The sequence below is a fragment of the Citricoccus muralis genome (assembly GCF_003386075.1).
Lineage (GTDB): Bacteria > Actinomycetota > Actinomycetes > Actinomycetales > Micrococcaceae > Citricoccus > Citricoccus muralis.
The window spans coordinates 1,005,850-1,022,434 of the sequence record NZ_QREH01000001.1 but is presented as its reverse complement, the minus strand read 5'-3'; the positions used below and the strand labels follow the sequence as shown (position 1 = coordinate 1,022,434).

Annotated in this window: 14 protein-coding genes and 1 tRNA gene; 6 read left to right on the top strand and 9 right to left on the bottom strand. The window is 69.5% G+C overall.

Features of this window, described 5'->3' with window-relative positions:
• Positions 1 to 50 precede the first annotated feature (50 nt).
• The 4 genes from arc to C8E99_RS04455 all read right to left on the bottom strand — a co-directional run bounded on the left by arc (position 51) and on the right by C8E99_RS04455 (position 5,019).
• Complete coding sequence (gene arc, locus C8E99_RS04470; protein ID WP_115933218.1) at positions 51 to 1,829, bottom strand: proteasome ATPase; 1,779 nt, start codon at positions 1,827 to 1,829, stop codon at positions 51 to 53.
• Between the two features lie 168 nt (positions 1,830 to 1,997).
• Entirely contained in the window at positions 1,998 to 3,089 is a 1,092-nt protein-coding gene (locus C8E99_RS04465; protein WP_245952085.1) for a tRNA (adenine-N1)-methyltransferase, read from the bottom strand.
• 32 nt (positions 3,090 to 3,121) lie between these two features.
• Positions 3,122 to 4,261: a site-2 protease family protein gene (locus C8E99_RS04460; protein WP_115931280.1), complete on the bottom strand. Its 1,140-nt coding sequence runs from the start codon at positions 4,259 to 4,261 to the stop codon at positions 3,122 to 3,124.
• Complete coding sequence (locus C8E99_RS04455) at positions 4,258 to 5,019, bottom strand: HAD family hydrolase (protein ID WP_211308982.1); 762 nt, start codon at positions 5,017 to 5,019, stop codon at positions 4,258 to 4,260. Before C8E99_RS04455 ends, C8E99_RS04460 begins: the two co-directional genes overlap by 4 nt.
• Before the next feature lie 122 nt (positions 5,020 to 5,141).
• Between C8E99_RS04455 and C8E99_RS04450 the strand changes: the two genes are divergently transcribed.
• Positions 5,142 to 6,029 carry a PAC2 family protein gene (locus C8E99_RS04450; protein WP_115933216.1) on the top strand — a complete coding sequence of 296 codons (888 nt, stop codon included), beginning with the start codon at positions 5,142 to 5,144 and terminating at the stop codon, positions 6,027 to 6,029.
• 87 nt (positions 6,030 to 6,116) lie between these two features.
• Here C8E99_RS04450 and mshC read toward each other — a convergent pair whose 3' ends face one another.
• The 3 genes from mshC to C8E99_RS04435 form a co-directional block, all read right to left on the bottom strand.
• The gene (gene mshC / locus C8E99_RS04445) at positions 6,117 to 7,403 is read right to left on the bottom strand and encodes a cysteine--1-D-myo-inosityl 2-amino-2-deoxy-alpha-D-glucopyranoside ligase (RefSeq protein WP_115931279.1); all 1,287 of its coding nucleotides are present in this window, start codon (positions 7,401 to 7,403) and stop codon (positions 6,117 to 6,119) included.
• Complete coding sequence (locus tag C8E99_RS04440) at positions 7,403 to 8,236, bottom strand: undecaprenyl-diphosphate phosphatase (protein WP_115931278.1); 834 nt, start codon at positions 8,234 to 8,236, stop codon at positions 7,403 to 7,405. The genes mshC and C8E99_RS04440 overlap by 1 nt, the downstream gene beginning before the upstream one ends.
• Positions 8,237 to 8,369: 133 nt before the next feature.
• Positions 8,370 to 8,624, bottom strand: a complete 255-nt coding sequence (locus C8E99_RS04435) for a hypothetical protein (protein WP_115931277.1) — start codon at positions 8,622 to 8,624, stop codon at positions 8,370 to 8,372.
• Positions 8,625 to 8,763: 139 nt separating this feature from the next.
• Between C8E99_RS04435 and C8E99_RS04430 the strand changes: the two genes are divergently transcribed.
• The gene (locus tag C8E99_RS04430; RefSeq protein WP_115931276.1) at positions 8,764 to 9,006 is read left to right on the top strand and encodes a DUF5703 family protein; all 243 of its coding nucleotides are present in this window, start codon (positions 8,764 to 8,766) and stop codon (positions 9,004 to 9,006) included.
• Positions 9,007 to 9,008: 2 nt separating this feature from the next.
• On the opposite strand, the gene C8E99_RS04425 is transcribed toward C8E99_RS04430, so the two are convergent.
• Positions 9,009 to 10,193, bottom strand: coding sequence for an acyl-CoA dehydrogenase family protein (locus C8E99_RS04425; protein WP_115931275.1), 1,185 nt, complete (start codon positions 10,191 to 10,193; stop codon positions 9,009 to 9,011).
• Positions 10,194 to 10,292: 99 nt separating this feature from the next.
• The gene (locus C8E99_RS04420) at positions 10,293 to 11,606 is read right to left on the bottom strand and encodes a M20/M25/M40 family metallo-hydrolase (protein ID WP_115931274.1); all 1,314 of its coding nucleotides are present in this window, start codon (positions 11,604 to 11,606) and stop codon (positions 10,293 to 10,295) included.
• 125 nt (positions 11,607 to 11,731) lie between these two features.
• Between C8E99_RS04420 and C8E99_RS04415 the strand changes: the two genes are divergently transcribed.
• The 4 genes from C8E99_RS04415 (at position 11,732) to C8E99_RS04400 (ending at position 16,582) form a co-directional block, all read left to right on the top strand.
• Positions 11,732 to 11,815, top strand: a tRNA-Leu gene (locus C8E99_RS04415).
• A 287-nt stretch (positions 11,816 to 12,102) separates the two neighbouring features.
• Positions 12,103 to 13,008, top strand: coding sequence for a phytanoyl-CoA dioxygenase family protein (locus C8E99_RS04410; protein WP_115931273.1), 906 nt, complete (start codon positions 12,103 to 12,105; stop codon positions 13,006 to 13,008).
• 89 nt (positions 13,009 to 13,097) lie between these two features.
• Positions 13,098 to 15,341 carry a 4-alpha-glucanotransferase gene (gene malQ / locus C8E99_RS04405; protein ID WP_115931272.1) on the top strand — a complete coding sequence of 748 codons (2,244 nt, stop codon included), beginning with the start codon at positions 13,098 to 13,100 and terminating at the stop codon, positions 15,339 to 15,341.
• Complete coding sequence (locus C8E99_RS04400) at positions 15,338 to 16,582, top strand: glycosyltransferase (RefSeq protein ID WP_245952084.1); 1,245 nt, start codon at positions 15,338 to 15,340, stop codon at positions 16,580 to 16,582. The genes malQ and C8E99_RS04400 overlap by 4 nt, the downstream gene beginning before the upstream one ends.
• Positions 16,583 to 16,585 lie beyond the last annotated feature (3 nt).

The following is a 16,585-nucleotide window of genomic DNA, read 5'->3' as shown; positions in this document are numbered from 1 at the left end:
CACCACGGGCCCGGCGCCGGCCGCTCGGTCAGGAGATGGGGGCACGTGCGTCACCGTGACTCCTGCTGGGAGGGGCTCGCCGTCGTCGTGCCGGGGTTCCCTGAGATGCCAGGGGTGCCGGAGGTGCCGGTGTGTTCGGTGGAGGTCGGGGTGGCGTGGGAGCTGGCGGAGTCCGGGGAACTATGGCGGATCAGCATGCGGATCCCGGCGACTCTTCCGCCGCGGTGACCGGAGACCCGGGCCCACTCCTCGGGGGACGCGTTGTTCGGGAGGTCCTCCTGCTCGGTGAACTCCTCCCGGACCGCCTGCACCAGGTGCTCGGTGCGCAGCCCCTTGGCCTCCTCGGCGGAACCGGCGGACAGGTAGTCCTTGATGGCCTGCTTCTTGGCCCGGTCCACGATGTTCGCGATGACGGCGCCGGAGGTGAAATCGGCGAAGTACAGCGTCCGTGTGGTGCCGTCCACGTAGGTGACCTCGAGGTACTCGGTCTCCGGCCCGCGGGTGAACAGGTGGTCGGTGACGGCGGCGATCATCGCCGCGACGGTGTCCGCCCGGCTGCCATGACGCTCCAGCTCGGCGGCGTGCAGCGGCAGGGCGGTGGTGAGGTACTTGCCGAAGATGTCTGCGGCGCCCTCAGCATCCGGCCGGGAGACGCGGATCTTCACGTCCAGGCGGCCCGGGCGGAGGATCGCCGGATCGATCATGTCCTCGCGGTTCGAGGCACCGATGACGATGACGTTGTCCAGCCGTTCCACGCCATCGATCTCGGCCAGCAGCTGGGGAACGATCGTGGTCTCCACGTCCGAGGAGACGCCGGAGCCGCGAGTGCGGAACAACGACTCCATCTCATCGAAGAACACCACGACCGGGTAGCCATCCGAGGCCTTCTCGCGGGCGCGGGCGAAGATGGTGCGGATGTGCCGCTCCGTCTCCCCCACGTACTTGTTCAGCAGCTCGGGACCTTTGATGTTGAGGAAGTACGAGCGTCGCTCCTCGGTGGAGCGGGCGGCCAGGGAAGAGGCCACCGCCTTGGCGATCAGGGTCTTGCCGGTGCCGGGGGGCCCGTAGAGCAGGATGCCCTTGGGGGCCTTGAGTCCGTGCTCTCGGTACAGACCCGGGTGCAGGAAGGGCATCTCGATGGAGTCGCGGATCTGTTCGATCTGGTCCCGCAGGCCTCCGATGTCCTCGTAGCTGACATCCGGGAGTTCCTCGAGGACCACGTCCTGGACCTCGTTCAGGGGGACCACATCGAGGGCCTGGCCGGTCCGCGAGTCATAGGTGACGGCATCCCCGACGCGGATGCGCTGACCCGAGAGGCGGTGCGACCGGCGCACCACGCGTTCCTCGTCCCCGCGCCCGACGACGACCAGCAGGCCGTCGTCCAAGGTCTCCTTCACCCGGACCAGCTCCCCGGCCCGTTCGGCCTCGAGCACGGACACGATGGTCAGGGACTCGTTCAGCAGCACGTCGGAGCCGGGAGTGATCCGGGCGGGCTCCAACAGGGGGGATGCGGTCACCCGCATCCGGCGGCCGTTGTGGATGACGTCCACGCCACCCTGCACCGTCGCCGCGATCTCGACGCCCTCGACGGGCTCGCGGGCCGGATGGACCTCCAGGACCGTGGCGAAAGCGAAGGGCGCCTCCCCGTCCAGCTCCAGGGCCGCCTTGAGCGTGGTGATCTCGTCCCGGGTCTCCTCCAGCAGGTCGACCATGCGGCGGTTGTTCCGGGCGGCGGTCTGCAACTGGTACTCGAGCGTCCGGTTCTTCTCCACGAGGGTGGTGGCGCGACGCTTCGCCGCATCCAGCTGGTGCGTCAGGCCGGACTCCATCGGTGTGGTTCCGGTGGTGGTGGGATCGCTCACGGATACCTTTCCGGCCAACCGGATCGGGGAATGCCTGAGGTCAGCCTTACCTATCCATCCTAAGCCTGTCGGCAAACGCTGTGGTGCGCTTGGCTGGTGGCGTAACGAGGCTCCGGCCGGTGGACGGTCCGTCGGTCAGAGGTCTGCCGGGTCGACCGGATCCGCTGCCACGGCCGGGCCCTCTTCGGGATCCGTGTCCGCGAGGTGGCGTCGCGCGCCCTTCTGCTCCATGGACGCCGCCTCGCGGGCCGCCTTGCGCGCCTTCTTGTCCGTCACGGGGCGTTCGCCCAGGGCCTGCGGGGTCCAACGCGACTCGTCCGCCGGTTGCCAGGCCTCCACGTCCACGGCCTTGAACTCGGAGACCTTGGAGCGTTTCTTCAGCGCCAGGGCCTCCTGGCCGGTGGCAAGGCGGCGGCAGACCAGCAGGAAACCGGTGTGGGCGACCATGCGGTGATCGGGCCGCACGGCCAGGCCGTCGAGGTGCCAGCCGCGGACCATGGTCTCCGAGGCCTCGGTCTGGGTGAACCGTCCGTCCTCACGGATCGCCTCGGCCACGCGGGAGAGCTGGGTGGCGGTGGCGACGTAGTTGATCCACACCCCGCCCGGCGCCAGCACCGTCGCGACCGCGTCCAGGCATTCCCAGGGTGCCAGCATGTCCAGCACCACGCGGTCGACGGAACCGGGTTCATGGACCGCGGTCATTTCCTCCTGCGCGTCGCCGAGGTGGATCTGCCAGGCCGGGTGCTCCCCGCCGAAGAAGGTCTGGACGTTGGCGCGGGCCACGTCCGCGAACTCCTCGCGGCGTTCGTAGGAGTGCAGTTCCCCCGCGTCCCCCACCGCGCGCAGCAGGGAGATGGACAGGCCACCGGAGCCGACGCCGGCCTCCACCACCCGCGCACCGGGGAAGATGTCCGCCATCTGCACGATCTGACCGGAGTCCTTGGGGTAGACGACGGTGGCCCCGCGCGGCATGGACAGGACGAAGTCGCTGATCAGCGGGCGCAGGACCTGATATTCGTGACCAGCCGAGTTCCTCGCCACCACGCCGTCCGGGCCGCCGATCAGGTCGTCATGGTGCAGGACGCCCTGGTAGCTGTGGAACTGCCCGCCCTCCGTGAGGGTGATGGTGTTCAGGCGACCCTTGGCGTCCTTGAGCTGGACCCGCTGGCCGGGACGCAGGGGGCCACGGCGTTCATTGACGCCGGCGGGGCTGGGGAAGTCGGTCATGCGGCGGTGGTCCTTCTGGTGGGTGGTCAGGGTCAGCGACGGCGGCCCGTGGTGAGCCACTGGACCACATCGGGTTGGCGGAGCACGCCGCAGACGGTGCCGTCGGGCGCCAAGACAGCGTATTCTGCGCCGTCCACTGCGGCGAGCCGGTCCACCAGGGGGCGGCCGGCATCGGTGGCGCGGACCACGGCTCCGCGGGCCAGAGCCCGGGCCGTGGCCGCAGCCAGGACGGACGAGGCGTCCCGGCCCTGGACGCGCGCCAGAGCGGTCTCGTCCACGATGGCCTCCGGCTGACCGGTGGGGGCCACGAGCACCGCGAGCGTGCCCGAGGGTCGGTCCCGGACGTCGGCCACGGTGGCGGTGTTGAGCAGGCCGATGGCCGGATGCATGAGCTGGGCGGCGGTCAGGCCCGGGACCCGCAGCCGGAGCTGGGCGCCGCGGATGGACTCGGTGGCACCGGTCCAGAGGAAATAGCCGACCATCACCAGGATGACGATCAGCGGGATGTCGGCCGGCCGCCCTTGCACCAGGGGCACCACCACCACTCCGACCACCAGGGCCAGCACGATGATCCGTCCGGCCCAGCCTGCGGCGATGGTCCCCTTGTCCTGATCCCCCGTGGCCGCCCACACGGCTGATTCGACGATGCGGCCACCGTCCAGCGGAAGGCCCGGGAGAGCGTTGAAGACCGCCACCAGCCAGTTCGCGTAGGTGAAGATGCCGAGCAGCAGACTCCCGACGCCGTCAGGGGCCCACGTGACCATGAGCAGTTGGCCCCCGAGGGCCAGCAGCACGTTGGCGGCTGGCCCGGCCAGCGCCGTGACGAGGGAGCGGCCCGGCGTGGCCTGGAAACTGCCGAACTGGGTGTGGCCGCCCCACAGGTTGAGGACGATCTCCGTGGTGGGCCAGCCGAATGCCTTCGCGCTGGCGGCATGGGCCAGCTCGTGGACCAGGACCGAGAGCAACAGGAGCACGGCGTAGAGGAAGGCGATCCCATAGGCACCGATCCCCAGTTCGGGGAACAGCCGTTGGACCTGAGGCCCGAACAGCACCACCACGAACAGGGCGATGAGCGTCCAACTCCAGGACAGGTAGACCGGAACCCCGATCAGTGAGCCGAGGCGGAGCTTCCCGCGGCGGTCGGAAACGGGCTCGAGGGCGTCGCCGCTCACGGGGCCGCCGACATCCGCGTCGCCACCGCGGCGAGGTCGCGGGGGGTGCGGCCGGCGAGGGTGGTCCACTTCTCCCACCGTGGGTCATCGGGCAGGGCGAGGACGTGCGGGACCGCCACGACGGCCAGGCCAGCGCCGGCCGCGGACAGCAATCCGGGCATCGAGTCCTCGACCGCGACGCAGCCGCTCCGGTTCAGGCTCTCGTGGCGGCGCGCCATGACGTCCAGTGCCGTGACATAGGGCTCCGGGTCCGGCTTGCCCCGCAGGACCATGTCCCCCGTGACGAGGAATTCGAATGAACCGGTGGGGACGGACTCGGCGATCACGGCGGCCAGCGGGAGGTGGGACATGGTGACGAGGGCACAGGGTACGGCGGCATCCCGCAACGAGGTGAGCAGTTCCCGGGCACCCGGGCGCCACGGCACTGATCGGCGCACGCCGTTGGCCACGTCCGTCATGGTGTGCTCGATGATCTTCCCCACGCTGAGCGTGACCCCGGCCTCCTGGAGCAGGCGGGCGCCGTGGTCCAGTGCCTGGCCCACCAGCCCGTGCGCCAACTCGGTGGTCCACCGCCCACCGGCGGCCTCCACGAGGGCACGCTGGCTCTCGTTCCACAGCGGTTCGGTGTCCACGAGGGTGCCGTCCATGTCCCAGAAGACTGCTGCGGGCACCGCCTCCGCGGCGGGACCGTGCTCGGGCAACGGGGTCGACTGGCGGTCCTGGGGACGCGGAGCGCCTGCGGAGGATCGGATGGGCATGCCTGCCAGTCTAGTGGCGCACGGACGGGCTCTTGACGAGGGTCGGGCCGGACACTTCACGTCCGGCTCACGTCCGGCACACGTCTGGCACCCCATGTTCACACGGGTCTAGGGTGGCCATCATGGCAGAGATGGACGGAACACCAGCCCGGCAGTCGGGACTGCGCGACCATCTGGCCGGAATGGTCTCCGGACGCCGGCCAGTGGTCATGGTCGCGGCCTTCGAGGGCTGGAACGACGCCGGCGAGGCGGCTACCAGCGCGATCGATCTGCTGCGCCGCCAATGGGGTGCGGCCGCGGCCGGCTCCCTGACGGACGGCGACTACTACGACTACCAGTTCACCCGTCCCACGGTGGTGCGCGACGCCGATGGGCTCGGCACGTTGTCCTGGCCGCAGACGCGCATGTTCCGGGCGACCGATCTGAAAGGCCTGGACGTCATCCTGGTGTCCGGGGCCGAGCCCAGTTACCGATGGCAGGCCTTCACGGCCGAATTGCTGACCCATGCCGCAGAACAGAACGTGGACGCCGTGATCATGCTGGGGGCGCTGCTGGCCGACGTTCCGCACACCCGGCCACTGCCGGCCAGGCCCTCCAGCGCAGATCCGGAGCTCCGTGAGGCCTTAGGCGCACAACGGCCGACGTATGAGGGGCCGACCGGGATCGTGGGCGTGGTGACGGACACGGCCGCCCGGGCGGGGCTGCCGACGGTGTCCGTGTGGGCCACGGTCCCCCACTATGTCTCCCAGGCTCCCTCCCCCAAGGCGGAACTGGCCCTGTTGCGCCGGATCGAGGACCTCGTCCAGGTCAGCCTGGACCTCACGCCGCTGGTCGAGGACGCCGAGGCCTGGGAACGCGGCGTGAACGAACTCGCCGGAGAGGACCCCGATGTCGCCGCCTACGTGGAACAGCTGGAGCGCGCGCGGGACACCGAGGAATTGCCCGAGGCCTCTGGCGAGGCCATCGCCCAGGAGTTCGAGCGGTACCTGCGCCGGCGCGGCCGGGACTAGCCGGACCTCAACCTGTCCCCTACGGCGGATCCCGTCAGGTCACCACGTTGATTCAGGGCGTCGGCCGGTTCAGAGGGTCGGGCCGGCTCAGAGCATCAAGCCGAGGAGGCCGCTGGCCACTGTCCGGACATCTGGGGCCGAGAGGTCCGAGGAGTGCGCCACGGTGGCCGGATCCACGGTATCTCGAGCCATGGCCCGTTCGGCCCAGCGGTCCAGCTCGGCCAGCGCGGCCGGAGCATCCAGGTCGTGGGACAGCGCGCGGTGGGCGGCGGCCAGCACGGCGGAACCGTCCTCGGCCGTCTCGAGGCCGAGGGCCTGGCGCCACCGGGCAACTCGGTCCATCGACTGCCGCAACAGCTCTGGGGTCCACTCCCAATCGGCACGGTAGTGGTTGGCGAGCAGCGCGGCCCGGATGGCCACCGCCTCCACACCCTGCTGGCGCAATCGGGAGACCAGGACGAGGTTGCCCAGGGACTTGGACATCTTCTCGCCCTCGTAGCCGACCATCCCGGCATGGACGAACGTACCGGCCAGGGGCTGCCCGTCGGCGGCCGTGGCGTGGGCCGCACTGAACTCGTGGTGCGGGAAGCGCAGGTCCGAGCCCCCGCCCTGGACGGTGAAGGGAGCCGGAAGCAGACGCCGGGCAATGGCAGAGCACTCGATGTGCCAACCCGGCCGGCCGACGCCCAGGGAGCGGCCGTCCCACGTCGGTTCGCCGGGGCGGGCCACCCGCCACAGCAATGGATCCAGCGGGTGGCGTTTGCCCGGCCGCTCCGGGTCACCCCCGCGGTCCGGGAAGACCGTGGACATCTCCTCGGATCCGAGTCGGCCGATGCTGCCGAGGGTCCAGTCCGTGGCCTCCTCGGCGGCGTCGATCGAGAAGTAGATGTCGCCGTCGGGTCCGCCGTCCACGCCTGGAACGGAGTAGGCGGTGCCGTTGTCCACGAGGGCCTCGACGGACTGGACTACCCAGTCCACGGTCTCGGTGGCGCCGACATAGTGGTCCGGCGCCAGGACGTTGAGGGCCTCCATGTCCGAGCGGAACAGCTCGGTCTGGTCTGCGGCCAGGTCCCGCCAGTCCACACCGGTGGCGGTGGCCCGTTCCAGCAGCGGATCGTCAACGTCGGTGACGTTCTGCACGTAGGTGACCGGCAGGCCACAGGCGCGCCAGTAGCGGTTGAGCAGGTCGAACGTCACGTAGGTGTTCGCGTGGCCGAGGTGGGTCGCGTCGTAGGGCGTGATCCCGCAGACGTACAGGGACGCCTCGGCCAGGTTGCCCGGATGGCGTTCCGCCTGGGAGGAGGTGTCATGGATCTTGAGCCGGTCCGGTTGGACGGGCAGGCGAGCCGGGAGGGGGGTGTTCCAGGATTCCATCAGGCGTTGATCACTCCGAAGCCGAGCAGGATGTAGAGAAGCAGGCCGAGTCCGATGCGGTACCAGACGAAGGGCCTGAACGAGTGGGTTGAGATGAACTTCATGAGCCAGCCGATGACGACATAGCCGACCACGAAGGCGACGAGGGTGGCGACCAGGGTCTCGCCCATGCCGTAGGCGGCGGAGGCGCCGGGCTCTCCCAGGGCCTGGAACAACTTGTAGAAGCCGGACGCGAAGACGGCCGGAACGGCCAGCAGGAAGGCGTACCGGGCGGCGGCCTCACGGGTGAAGCCCAGGGCGAGGCCCATCGTGATGGTGCCGCCGGAGCGGGAGACACCGGGGATCAGGGCCATCATCTGGGCCAGCCCGAACAGGATGCCGTCCTTGAGCGTGAGCTTCTCCAGGGGCTTGGTCTGCCGCCCGAGTGCGTCGGCGACCGCCAGCAGCAGGCCGAAGACGATCAGCATCGTGGCGACGATCCACAGGGACCGGAACGACGTGTCGATGTAGTCCTCGAAGAGCAGCCCGGCCACGGCGATGGGCAGCGAGCCGATGATGATCAGCCAGCCCATGCGGGCGTCCGGGTCGTTGCGCTCGACCTTGCCGAACAGGGAGCCGAACCAACGCGAGATGATCCGGACGATGTCCTTCCAGAAGAAGATCAGGACCGCGAGCTCCGTGCCGATCTGGGTGATGGCGGTGAACGCCGCCCCTGGATCAGCGGCTCCGGGCAGGAACTCGCCGACGATGCGCAGGTGCGCCGAGGACGAGATGGGAAGGAATTCCGTCAAGCCCTGGACCAAGCCCAGGATGATCGCTTCTAACCAGTTCACATCAGAGAACCCTACGTCACAGGCTCGAGGACCCCGTCCCCGCGACGCACCCGCGCTGGAAGATCGGGACGAAGATCATCCCGTGGTCGTAGATCGGCTCGCAGGTTTGCTCGTCCTCCAACTGCCAGACCGGTCAGCTGCCGGAGTCTTGATCGTTCTCGTCGTCGCCGTCGTCCTCGTCATCCTCGTCGTCGTAGACGTCCAGCGGGGTGAACTCACCGGTAGCGGCATACAGGGCGTCCTCGTAGGCCTCGAAGGAGTCGGCCACGTTGAAGAATGCCGATTCGACTGCGGGATCGTCATCGTCACGCTTGCCGGTGGCGGCCGCCAGATGTTCTTCGAATGCGGAAACCAGGGCCTCAAGGGCCACACGCGGGTCGATGCTCATGACACCACGGTAGCCGTTTTTTCCCGGCCTGGCATAGGGTTTCACGGAAGCGGGCCCGCTCGTGTCACATACTGGCCGCAGTGCGGCCACGATCCACGGAGCCCGGGTCCGTTGTCCCGCCAGATCCCCAAGGAGAAGGATGCGCGAACAGGAGATCACCAGCGGTCTGGAGTCGCTGGAGCAGCGGGACCACTGGGAGTACCTGGTGATGACCGTCGCCCCACGGGACTCGGTGACCGAGGCCCGGCGTCGGGTGGTGGAACATGCGGAGTACGGCAAGTGGGAGTTGCGGCGCACGGTCCTCTATCGCGGCGGTGCCCGGCGCTACTGGCTGCGCCGCCGGATCATCCGCGTCCAGTCGACCCTGGCCGTGCGGGCCTGAGGCTATGCCTCCGGATCCTGGATGGGCCCCAGCAGGTGGTTCGCCAGGGTCTGGTGCGCAGACTCGTCGTCCGAGGGGTGGAACACCCCGGCCATGACATCGCGGTAGATGCGGGACAACTCGTTGCCGCGGTGGTACGAGGCGCCCCCGGAGGCCTCGAGTGCGAAGTCCGCCTGGGCCTTGGCCGTGCGGATGGCCGTGGTCTTGTTCGCCACGAGTCGGGGGAACCACTCGGCACCCAGGTCCGCGCCGGCGTCGATGTCCGCGGCTACCGCTCGCAATTGGGTGTCCACGGCCAGCTGCCGCAGGGCGGCCTCTCCGGTCTTGTACCGCAGCACCGGATCCTGGGACAGTGCCTGCCCGGTGACCTTGGACGTCCTCCGGACCAGGTTCTGCGTGGCCAGTTCCACGGCCCGGTCCCCCACCCCCGTGTAGACGGCCGCGACCAGTGTCAGGAAGGAGGCGAAGATCCCGAACGTGAGCGGGTCGGCATTCGGCCCGGTGGGGATGTGCCTCACGATCCGGTCGGCGGGGACGAGGGCGCCCTGGAGCCGGGTGGTGTGAGAGTGGGTGGCCCGCATGCCCAGCATGTCCCAGGAGGAGGCGTCGGACTCCCAACCGTCCGCGGACCGGTCGAGGAAGCCGAAGACGAGCTGGCCGCCGTCGGGCGTCTTGCCGAAGATTCCGAGCCGGGTCCAGACCGGGGACAGGCTGGTGAAGATCTTGGTCCCGGTGAACCGGTAGGAGCCGTCACCCTGGGGCTCCGCCACGGTGTCCGAGTCGAACAGGACCGCGTCATTGCCCGCCTCGGAGATGCCGAAGGCGAAGACCTCCCCCGCTGCCGACTCGCGATGGATGAAGTCGAGGGAGTCATCTCCCTGGCGCCCCAGGATGTAGGCCACGGCGTTCCAGATCTGGTGCATGTTCACGGCCAGCGCGGTTGCCGGTGCATGCATGGCCAGCACCCTCTGGGCGGTGACGACGGTCGAGACGTCCCAGCCCAGTCCGCCGGCCGCTGTGGGGGCGAGTGCCCCGAGGTAGCCCGCCTCCCGCAGGACCTCCAAGTCCTGCTGTGGGAAGGCGTTCGCCTCGTCGAATCCGGGGGCGCGGTCGCGGATCCCGGCGAGGAGGTCATCCGTCAGGATGGTCCCGACGGCGGCCAGCTGGGAATTCTGCGGGGTGGGCATCAGGGGTCCTCCTGGGGTTCGGGCGGCCGGTCGGCTCGGTGGTGACGGTTCCGCCTCAGCGTGATCTCAGCGGCGTGTCTGCAGAGTCTCCGCGGCGGCTCAGCGGGGTTCGAGCATCCGGTGCAGCACACGGCAGCCGAAGTCGAGGGCTTCGACGGGGACGCGTTCGTCGATGCCGTGGAACAGACCGGTGAAGTCGAGGTCGGCGGGGAGCTTCAGCGGGGCGAAGCCGTAGCCGGCGATCCCGAGCTGGGACAGGGACTTGTTGTCCGTGCCGCCGGACATCATGAACGGCAGCACCGGTGCGCCCGGATCCTCCGCCTGGATGGACTCGACCATGAGGTCCACGAGGGCGCCGGAGAAGGGGACCTCCAGGGAGATGTCCCGGTGCTCATGACTGAAGTCCACCCCCTCGCCGGCGAGGTCACGCAGGGTGGTCATGACCTCATCCTCCTGCCCCGGCAGGAAGCGGACGTCCACGGTGGCCTGCGCCTTCCCCGGGATCACGTTGTGCTTGTAGCCGGCGGTCAGTCCCGTGGGGTTGGTGCTGTTGCGCAGCGTGGAGCCGACGAACCGGGAGGCCGTGCCGAGGGCCTCGAGTTGGGGCGTGGGGTCCGTCTCGTCGAACTCCACCCCGCAGATCTCGGCGACCTGCTCCAGCAGGGCGCGCGTGGTCTTCGTGTAGTCCAGGGGCCAGGCGTGGTTTCCGATCCGTTCGATGGCCCCGGACAGTCGGGTCACGGCATTGTCAGGATGCACGGACGAGCCGTGGCCCGGTGCTCCCGTGGCGGTCAGGTTGAGCCAGGCAAGGCCCTTCTCGGCGGTCTGCAGCAGGTAGGCGCGTTGCCCGCGGATGTCCGTGGAGAAACCGCCGACCTCGCTGATGGCCTCCGTGGCCCCGGCGAAGACCTCGGGATGGTGGTCCACCATCCAGCGGGCACCGTAGACGCCGCCGGCCTCCTCGTCCGCGAAGAAGGCGACGATGAGATCTCGGCGCGGCTGCTGTCCGGTGCGGTGCAGGTGGCCCAGGACCGCGAGGATCATGGCATCCATGCCCTTCATGTCCACGGCCCCCCGGCCCCAGATCATCCCGTCCCTCAGCTCGGCCGAGAACGGGTCCACTGACCACTCGCTGGCGTCCGCGGGGACCACATCGAGGTGGCCGTGCAGGATCAGGGCGGGAGCCTGGGGGTCCCACCCCGCGACGCGACCCACCACGCTGGCCCGTCCGGGGGATGACTCGTAGACCGTCGGTTCCATGCCGGCATCCCGCATCAGGACTGCGCAGTACTCGGCGGCCTCGCGTTCTCCCCGGGAATCGTTTCCCCCGTAATTCGAGGTGTCGATCCGGATCAGGTCTCGGCAGATGCGGACGACGTCGTCCGTAAAGTCGTGGCTGGAGGTGGCGCTCATGGTGCCACCCTAGCGAGGTGGATCGGCCCGTGTCCGGTCCGTGTACGGTGGCACGCGAAAACGGTGTTAGGATTGTCAGCGCTGCCTTTCGAGGCAGCGGAAATCCGGTGCGAACCGGATTGTGCGCGCGGGTGGCGGAATTGGCAGACGCGCAGCGTTGAGGTCGCTGTGCCCGCAAGGGCGTGGGGGTTCAAGTCCCCCTCCGCGCACATCGAACGCCCACCTCAGGGCGAGCAAGAACGGGGCTGGTGACAACCAGCCCCGTTTTTGTCATCGTGGGACGAGTTTCTGGGAACCATCGCGACCCGTGCCTCTGAGGGAAGTCGGCCTGGATCCTTCGTGGGGCGACGACTTCCAGTACTTCCAGGTCCACGGGTCTGGGCACCTGCTGTCCCTACGTGATAGGGGACGCCACCGGACGCTCTGGTACCCCACCACTACTCGTCGGCCACCACTGCCGTCGTCACCGCGGATCCGCGCTTGTAACCTCAGTCTCATGATCACATCCGAGACCGTAGCGGGCCCCTTGGGACGGTTCGCGAACCGCCTCAAGCGGGAGATCCTGACCAATGTCACGCCGGTCCGCTGGGCCGCCGACGGCATGCATGAGGAGCGCCGCCGCAAGTGGGCGCCGCATCTGCCACCTCTCGACCTGGCCCAGGCCGGTCTGGTCTCCACCCTGCAGCGGCAGGGTGTCCGCATCGGGCCCCTGGACGATCTCGCGATCCCCACCACGGACGCGCTCAAGCCCGCCCTGGACCGCCTCGTGGCCCCCTTGGCGAACCTGCCGACGGGCGGTGCCAGTACGCTGCGACCCTCCACGGATGACCTGTTGGCCGACCTGTTCATCTGGCAGTGGGGCCTGCAGGACCGCATGCTGGACATCGTCGAGAACTACCTGGGCGTGCCGGCCCGCTACTACGGGGCAGACGTGCGCCGCGAAGTCGGCAATAGCCAGACGGTGGGCGTGCGCCGATGGCACCGTGACGCCGAGGACCGGCGCACCGTGAAGATCCTGGTGTGGCTCAATGACGTCGACGACCAGGGCGGGCCGTACGCCTACATTCCGCTGGCCGAGACGCTGTACGCCGTGGAGAAGCTGCACTACGTGGCCGGATTCGTGGATGATGCCCGGGTGGCTGACATGGTCCCCGCAGGAGCCGTGACCGCGGCGACTGGGGTGAAGTGGACGGCCGTGGTGGCGGACAACTGCCGTCTGCTCCACCGGGCTACTCCGCCGATTGCCCGGGACCGTTTCTCGGTGACCTTCACCTGGTCCTCGCGCACACCGATGAAGACGGAGGCGGCCCCGGACTACACCCCGGACCAGGCCCGGCGCATCCGGTCGGGGCTGTCCGCACGCCAGCTGGCCTGTCTGCCTCCCGCCCTGGCCTGCGGCTGAACCGCGCCTGGCGGTGGCCTGCCATAATCGGACCGGGCCCCGGAACCGGTGGCCCGGCCGCACCCGCACGTGAAAGAGGCCCACCAGCCATGACCGAAGCCCGCGACCTGCTCCAGCGGCTGGCCCACGCCTATGGCATCCAGACGTCCTACCGAGGTCACGACGGTCACGAACACCCGGTCTCCGACCTCACGCTCACCACGGTGCTGGCGGCCCTGGGCTGCACCGTCGAACCGGACGGCACGGCCGGGCTGGAGGTGGCACTGGAGCGTCGGCGGTTGGCTCCGTGGCGCCGCATGCTGCCGCACACCACGGTCTCCCACGCGGGATCGGGATCCTCGGTACAGGTCCACGTCCCCCACGGGAGCGCCGTCACGGTGGAGGCGTTGCTGGAGACCGGAGAGACCCGTCCCCTCGAGCAACTCGAGGACTTCACGGAACCCCAGGACATCGACGGCGAGCTGATCGGGCAAGCCACCTTCCGCCTTCCCCGGGACCTGCCAGTGGGATGGCACCGGTTGGGCGCCAGGGTGGAAGACGGCAACGAGGTCGAAGCCACCCTCGTCGTGACGCCGGAACGTCTCACGACCGCAGACCGCTACCGCCGTCAGCGCGGCTGGGGGCTGTCCGTCCAGCTGTACTCGGCACGGTCCTCTACTTCCTGGGGCCTGGGCGACTTCCGGGACCTGGCAGCACTGGCGGTCCAGACCGCCGCGCACGGTGGCGACTACGTCCTGTCCAACCCCCTGCATGCCACCGCGCCACAACCGCCGGTGGTCTCCTCGCCGTACTCCCCCTCGACCCGCCGGTTCACCAACCCGATGTACCTGCGCATCGAGGACCTCGCCGAGTACGCCGCCCTTGACCCACGTGCTCGCCGAGAGGTGGACGGCCTGGCCGCGGCCCTCCAGGCGGACAACGCAACCGCCGACTCCCTGGACCGCAACGCCGCCACCGCGGCCAAGCTGACGGCCCTGCGCCGGCTCCATCAGGTCACCCCAACGCCGGAACGGGCGCGCGCCTACCGCGCCTACCGGGAGCTGGAGGGCCAGGGTCTGGAGGACTTCGCGCTGTGGTGTGCCCTGCGCAGCGTCTTCGACGCCACCGATCCGATCTGGCGGGATCCCGAGTTCACGCCGGGGGGTCGCCTGGCCGAACGCTATCGCCACGAGCTGGCCGAGGACATCGACTTCCACCGCTGGATGCAGTGGTTGTGTGACACCCAATTGGCCACGGCTCAGCAAGCGGCCCGGGAGGCGGGCATGCGACTGGGACTGATGCAGGACCTGGCCGTCGGGGCGGACCGCAACAACGCGGACGCCTGGATGCTGCAGGACCAGCTCGTCGCTTCCATGTCCGTCGGCGCCCCACCGGACATGTACAACCAACGCGGTCAGGACTGGTCCCAGTCACCGTGGCACCCCGAACGTCTGGCCGAGACCGGTTACCGCGCGTACCGCGACATGCTCCGCTCGATGTTGCGCCATGCCGGCGGCATCCGAGTCGACCACATCCTGGGACTGTTCCGGCTGTGGTGGATCCCGGTGGGCCAGTCCCCCACCGAGGGTGCGTACGTCACCTACGATCACGAGGCGATGATCGGCATCCTGGCCCTTGAGGCGGAACGCGCGGGGGCCGTCGTCGTGGGTGAGGACCTGGGCACCTTCGAACCGTGGGTCCAGGACTATCTGGCGCACCGAGGGCTGTTGGGCACGTCGATCCTGTGGTTCGAGCAGGAGGACGGCCGGCCCCGGCCGCCCCAGGACTACCGGGTCCAGTGCCTGTCCTCCGTCAACACCCATGACCTGCCCCCGACCGCCGGGTACCTGGCCGGCTCGCACCTGGACCTGCGCGAACGCCTTGACCTGGTGGCCGGCGATCCCCACGCAGAGCGGGACCGGGCCGGTGCCGAACGCAGGGCGTTCCTCCAAGCAGTCGTGGAAGCGGGTTTCCTGTCCGCCGATGCCGCCGCTTCCCTCACCTCGACCACCCCGATCACCTCAATCACTGCGGCTGACTCAGCCGATCCGGCCGTGGTGGCTGACATTGTGGTGGCCCTGCACCGGTACCTGGCCCAGGCACCGTCCCTGCTGCACGGCATCGCGCTGGTGGACGCCGTGGGCGAACGTCGCATCCAGAACCAACCGGGCACCCAGCAGCACGAGTATCCGAACTGGGAGATCCCACTCGCGGACGCAATCGGGCGGCCCGTGCTCATCGACGATCTGGACGCAGTCCCTGGATTCGCCCGACTGCTGGACGCGGTGCACCACGAGCTGAACTCTGGCCCGACCTCAGACCGGCAGCCCGACAACGGGATTCCCACACCGTGACGCGGCCCTTCGGCGTGGTGATGGTGTCCCTGCACACCTCACCGTTGGCACAGCCGGGTCAGGGCGACGCCGGCGGCATGAACGTCTACGTCCGCCAGCTGGCGATCACCCTGGCCGCGGCGGGACATCCGGTCTGGGTCCTCACCCGCCGCGACCGGACCGGTCAGCGCGTCCAGGACCTGCCGGTCCCCGCCGTGCCGGGGGCGGCCCGCGCCCGGGTGGTCCCGGTCCCTGCCGGCCCGGCCACAGACGTCCCCAAGGAGGAGCTGCCGCGGTGGGTGGACGACTTCGCCGCCGCGGCTCCCGGTGCCCTGACGGCCGCGGGCGGATGCCATGGGGACGACTGCCGCTGGGTGGTGCATTCCCACTATTGGCTCTCCGGACTGGCCGGATTGGCAGTGGCCGGAGACCTGAACGCCCCGATCGTGCACACCATGCACACCATGGCGGCCGTCAAGAATGCCCGGGACGCGCGGTCCAGCGAATCGGAGGAACGGGAGGCCGCCGAGCAGCAGATCGCCGCAGCGGCCGACCTGCTGGTGGCCAACACCCCGGCCGAGCGGGACGAGCTGAGTGACCACTACGGAGCCGATCCAGCCCGGATCAGGGTGATCCCCCCGGGCGTGGACACCTCCGTCTTCCATCCCGACGGCGGCGCCCACTGGCCCGGTCGCTCTGCAGGGCTCAAGGTCCTGTTCGCTGGGCGTATCCAGGGGCACAAGGGCCCGCAGGTGGCCATCCGGGCCGCAGGCCTGGTGAACCGGCGTGCCTCCGGTGTCCCAGCGGTGCAGCTGCACCTGACCGGTGCCCACTCGGGTGCGGACAAACTCGACCTCCGCGCCCTGGTCCATGCCGCCGGACTGGAGGGCCAGTGCACGGACTCCGGTCCCGTGTCCGCGCAGGAGTTGGCCGAGGTCTACCGGGCTGCGGACGTGGTGGTCGTGCCGAGTTTCTCGGAGTCCTTCGGTCTGGTCGCCCTTGAGGCACAGGCCTGCGGGACCCCGGTGCTGGCGCACCGGGTGGGAGGGCTCGCCTACGCCGTGGCGGACGGTGAGACCGGCCGACTGGTGGACGGCCTGGACCCGGAGACCTGGGCGCAGGAGCTGGAGCGCATCGTGGCAGACCTGCCCGCATGGCGGCGGATGGGCCAGGCGGCGGCGCGCCGGGCCCGGACGTTCGGCTGGGAGGCCATGGCGGCCCACATGTCAGAGGCGTACGAGGTGCTCTCCGCCGAACGGTAGGTC